Origin of the sequence: Duganella sp. Dugasp56 (assembly GCF_047304105.1) — a bacterium.
Lineage (GTDB): Bacteria > Pseudomonadota > Gammaproteobacteria > Burkholderiales > Burkholderiaceae_D > Rugamonas > Rugamonas hordei.
This window is the reverse complement of record NZ_JBGLYQ010000097.1, coordinates 1-4910: the sequence shown is the minus strand read 5'-3', so window position 1 is coordinate 4910 and position 4910 is coordinate 1. Positions and strand designations below refer to the sequence as shown.

The 4910-nt window shown below is 62.5% G+C and carries 4 protein-coding genes; 1 reads left to right on the top strand and 3 read right to left on the bottom strand.

Annotated elements, in window-relative coordinates; translation table 11 throughout:
- Nucleotides 1-104: 104 nt before the first annotated feature.
- The 3 genes from ACCD07_RS32075 to ACCD07_RS32065 form a co-directional block, all read right to left on the bottom strand.
- Nucleotides 105-1274: a glycosyltransferase gene (locus tag ACCD07_RS32075; protein ID WP_413449670.1), complete on the bottom strand. Its 1170-nt coding sequence runs from the start codon at nt 1272-1274 to the stop codon at nt 105-107.
- On the bottom strand, nt 1271-3160 hold the full coding sequence (gene asnB / locus ACCD07_RS32070; protein WP_413449669.1) for an asparagine synthase (glutamine-hydrolyzing): 1890 nt from the start codon (nt 3158-3160) through the stop codon (nt 1271-1273). Before asnB ends, ACCD07_RS32075 begins: the two co-directional genes overlap by 4 nt.
- Before the next feature lie 114 nt (nt 3161-3274).
- Nucleotides 3275-4171 carry an AraC family transcriptional regulator gene (locus ACCD07_RS32065; RefSeq protein ID WP_176656079.1) on the bottom strand — a complete coding sequence of 299 codons (897 nt, stop codon included), beginning with the start codon at nt 4169-4171 and terminating at the stop codon, nt 3275-3277.
- Between the two features lie 187 nt (nt 4172-4358).
- Between ACCD07_RS32065 and ACCD07_RS32060 the strand changes: the two genes are divergently transcribed.
- Nucleotides 4359-4643, top strand: coding sequence for an SDR family NAD(P)-dependent oxidoreductase (locus ACCD07_RS32060; protein WP_353405606.1), 285 nt, complete (start codon nt 4359-4361; stop codon nt 4641-4643).
- Nucleotides 4644-4910 lie beyond the last annotated feature (267 nt).

Below are 4910 nucleotides of genomic sequence, written 5' to 3'. Positions count from 1 at the left end.
AACTCTGCGCCGATGATAGTGCTGCAACCAGTGTGAAAGTAGGTTATCGTCAGGCTAGTTATACCTAAAAACCCCCATCAGCCTGAACGCGTTCAAGATCGCGTTCAGTGCAGGTGGGGGTTTTTTTCGTTTGAAAGCTGCTCCCGTTCGAGTGCATCTTGCGATATCTCGCGGTACAGCGCCAGCAAGCTGGTTTCTTCGTGATCCCAGCGGTATTTGCTTTCGATGGCACGCCTGCCGTTGGCGCCCATCTTTTTCGCCAGCGCCATATTGGACTGCAAGAAGTTGATCGCGCGTGCAATCTCACCAGGCCGATCCGGATCGACGCACAAGCCGCAATCGGCCGCTTCGACAATACTGCGCCACAGCGGAAAGTCGGAGGCGATCACCGGCAAACCTGCCGACATGTATTCGAACAATTTGATCGGCAGCGCGTTCATAAAGTTCGGCTCGGCACGCAGGGTGACCAGGCCGCAAAAGCTGCGCGCCATGATGTCTGCCACGCCCGTCCGGCCGACGAAACCGCATTCCTCCACATGGCGCCAGCCCGGATACGCCGCAAGCTCGTCGCGCAGGGCGGCGGAGTCGAATCGTCCCGCCAGCAGCAGTTTGCAGGAGGACATGTCGAGCGCCTGGATAATTTGCCGGATGCCGCGCATTTCATTGATCGCACCCACATAGCAGACACTGTCGCGCGCGCTGTGCGCGACGGCGGGTGCGGTAGCCAATTCGCCGACCATCGGGTAGTTATGAATCACCGTCACGCGCTTGGCGCTGTGTTCGAACAATGCCCCGATATACGGCGTGGCCCCGACGACGGCGGCACAACGCCGCGCCGCAAAGTGTTCGACGCTGCGCGCCACCGCGCCGATGGCATGGCGCAGTGGCAGAGGAATCCATTGCTTGGATTGGATGTCGGCGCTCAGATCCTCATGCAGGTCGAGGATGACCTGCTTGCCCTGTCTGGCCAGCAGCACGCCGTAGGGGATCAGCTCGGGATCGTGAATATGGTAAATCTGGGCATCGAGCTCCTTGGCGATCCTGTAAGTGCGCCAGGCCTGAAGCAGCATGCGCCGTACCCGCCCGCCGCCGTTGGCCGCCGCCAGTCGATGCAGCGTGACGCCTGCGGCAGCCGCTTCCGCAACCTCGGCCGCGGTGGCATCGATGACCAGATGGACCTCATGGCCGGCGCGCGCCAGCGACACGCATTCCTTGCGATAGATGCGTATGTCCAGCCCGCGATGTACGGATGAGAAGTGACAGACTTTGCTCATGTCCATGCCTCCTGCCGGGATGCTTGCGGGGGCATCACCGCCGGTGTCCGCGTCGGCTTGACGAGCCAGGCCAGCAGCAAGGCTTCGTCGAGCAGATCCGGCGATTGCGACAACGCTGCATCGGACAGCAGCGCGTCGAGCTGCGCACCCGATTTCAGCGCGCCACCCAAGGCTGTCCGATGGTCGAAGATGCGCGCGCGCAAGCTGGCACCGAGGCCCTGCGCGATCCAGTCCTGGGTCACGTCGAAGCCGCGTTTTTTCCGGTTCAGCCGTATCAGGTCAGGGACCAGGTCGCTGGTGATGTGGCGCAAGGCCCACTTGCCAAAGCCATTGGCGATCTTGAGCCGGGCTGGCAGTGCCAGCGCAAATTCGACCAGCCGGTAATCGAGGAAGGGCAGGCGACTCTCGACGCCATAGCCCATGGAGTTGCGGTCCTCGTAACGCAGCAAGGTGGGCAGGCTCCACTGCTGGATATCGGCGATCTGGCGATCGGACAGCGACAGATCGGATTCGCCCCACAGGTTTTGCGTGTCCGCCTCCCAGGCGAGCAGGCTGAACGTCTTGCCTTTGCCATTGTAGCGGGCGAGATTTTGCATATACATGCGCGCCTGTCCGGCTTCGTGCACCAGCATCAGGGCCAGCGAGTAGAGCAGGCGCAGCGTGCCTTCCGGGTCGCGCGCCACCAGCGCCGCGCGCAAGGCGATCGGCATAAATTTGCGGTAACCGGCAAAAATTTCGTCGCTGCCCTGGCCGCCGAGCAGCACCTTGAACCCGGCGGCGCTGGTGTCACGGAAGACGGCGTTTTGCGCGATCGGGCTGAGGCCGGAAAACGGCGCCTCCTGAAAGGCCATCGTGGTTTCAAGCATGTCGCACAGCTCGCGGCTGCTCCAGCGTGGCCAGACGAAGCTGACGTCGATGCCGGCAGTGTGCGACATGATGCGGGTGGCCGGGCCTTCGGACGTGGGGGCGGCGGGCGAGCCGAAGGAAAACGCCCGCAGCTGCGTCACCTGGCGCCGCGTGGCGCAGGCGATCGCCGTCGAGTCGAGGCCGCCGCTGAGCGATACGGCCAGCGGCACGTCGCTGCGCAACCTGAGGCTCACCGCGCTGTCGAAGCAGGCGCGGCATTCGTCCATCAGCGCGGAATCGCCGAGGCAGGCCAGGGCGGCGCGCCGCGCGGCTACCGCCGTGGTCAGGCAGTACCATTTGCCTTCGCTTACGTCGATGCGCTCGGCGGATAGCTGGAACTTGACCCAGCAACCGGCCGGCACCGACTTGACCTGCTTGAACGATGAACCCGACTGTGCGGTTTCGTAGGCCTTGTAGCGCACGCCGCGGGCGCAATAGGCGGTGTCGATCTCGGCGCCCACTTGTTCGGCCACGCCAGCCGCCGACGAGCCAAAGGCCAGCGCGCCGTCCGCGCGCCAGCCCCAAAGCAGCGGCTTGACGCCGAAGCGATCGCGCACCAGCCACAGTTCGCCGCTTCGGTGGTTAAAGGCGGCGAAGACGAACATGCCGTTGAAGCGGCGCAGCGCATCCGTGCCCCATACGGCCCAGGCGCGCAGCAGCACCTCGGTATCGCTGCCGCCGGCAAATGAATGCCCTGCGCTGCGGAGTTCCTCGCGGATTTCGCGGTAGTTATAGATTTCTCCGTTGAAGACGATCCACCATCCGCTGCCGGCGTCGGCCATCGGTTGTGCCCCCAGAGCCGAGAGTTCGATGATCGCCAGTCGGGTGTGGGCCAGTTGCACGTGGTGGTGGCCGAACGCGAACTGCTGGTCGGCACGCGCGTCCGGCCCGCGCCGGTCGATGAAACGGAAGGCGGCGGCCAAGGCGGCGCGCCTGCTTTCGGCTTCATCCTGGCTGATCAGTCCCCAAATGCCGCACATGATTGAGCGTCCCGATTCGTGATTGGTCCTTCGGATCGTAGCGGATCAAAATACGTGGAAGGCGATATCGATCAAGCGAGCGTGGATGGCGGGAGCGAAAGTGGACAGCGTTATCTAAGGCAATCTTGCCGTTTCCGCCGGCTGCACGGCCAGGTAGCGCCGCATGGCGCTGGCTTCTTCGCCGGGACTGCGGCCGAAGTAGCGCTTGAACTCGCGGCTGAATTGCGATGGGCTTTCATAGCCCACCTGGGCCGACGCCGCTTGCGCCGTCATGTCGCTGCGCGCCATCAGCAGCCGGGCCTGGTGCAGGCGGGCCGATTTCAGGTACTGGATCGGCGAGCACTGCGTCACCGATTTGAAATGAACATGGAAGGCCGGCACGCTCATGCTGGCCTCGGCCGCCAGCGTGCCGACATCGATGTCGGCCGCGTAGTCGGCGTGGATGCGGCGCAGCGCCTTGGCTATGCGGCCGAACTGGCCCTGGCTGGTCAGCGCCGCGCGCATTGCCGCACCTTGTTCTCCCATCAGCACACGGTAGCAGATTTCGCGCACGATGCCTGGTCCGAGCACGCGCGCCTCCAGCGGCGAGCTCAGCGCTTCAAGCAGGCGCAGCACGGTTTCGCTCAGTCGCTCATCCATGCGCGTGGTCATCATACCCTTGGGCATGGCTGGGGTGTCGTTCTGGGTCTGATCGATGGTGAACATCAGGTCAGCCAGCGTGGTGCGGTCGACCCGGATCGACAACCCAAGGAAGGGCTCTTCCTCGGTGGCGTCGGTGGTGCTGGTGAAGGGCATGGGGACGGCGACGACCAGATAGTGGTCCGCATCGAACTGCAGCACGTCGTTGCCGAAGTAGGCGCGCTTGCGTCCCTGCAGCACGATGGCGATGCAGGGATCGGACATGGCGGGGGTCTTGGTGGTGCTGCAATTGGAGCGCGTCAGGCGGACGTCGTCCAGTGCCGTCAGGGTATAACCCTCGTTTTGCGCCAGTTGTTGATGCAGGGCGATCATGCGTTCCACGCCGACTCCTTCGAAATTCGCTGATGAATAGGAATGATCCATGATTCCTCCGCTCATCGCCACCGCTGTCGTGCGGTTCTATAGGATTAGGCAATAAGTCCATAGTCGTGTGCATTCGCAGCATTTGCCTGGGGCCGTAAGATGCAGTCTGGTGTTATTGCTTTGAAAGGACCGCATCATGACAGCAGCTACACAAACACATCGAAAGGTTATCCTGATTGCCGGCGCCTGCCGGGGAAGCGGTCCGGCAACGGCGCGCCAGCTGGCGGGCGAGGGGCATCACGTGGTGCTCGGTGCGCGCCGCTCCAACAAGTTGCACGCGCTGGTCACTGAGATCCGCAAGGCCGGAGGTTCTGCCGAATGGTATGCGCTGGACGTCACGCAGCCGGACGAGATGCGCGAGTTCCTGGCGTTCGCCGAAGACGTGCACAAGCGTGTGGATGCCATCATTCACAATGCCTAGGAAAGTCCTTGCCAATTCATGCAGGCCTTTGCTATAGTTCGCCTCCCCGCAAAACGGTGCGTGCAAATGCAGAGTGAAGCGGGGGAAAAAGAGGGTTGACGAGATATACGAAACAGTTCATAATCTTGCCTCTTCGCTGATGAACACAACGCTTCTTCAGCAAGCAGTACCAACGCTCGGCGCGTGCCCCGTTCTTTAAAAATTAACAGTCGATAAGTGTGGACGTTTGATGGAAGTGCACACGGAACCTTCGGGTTTCGTGAAACT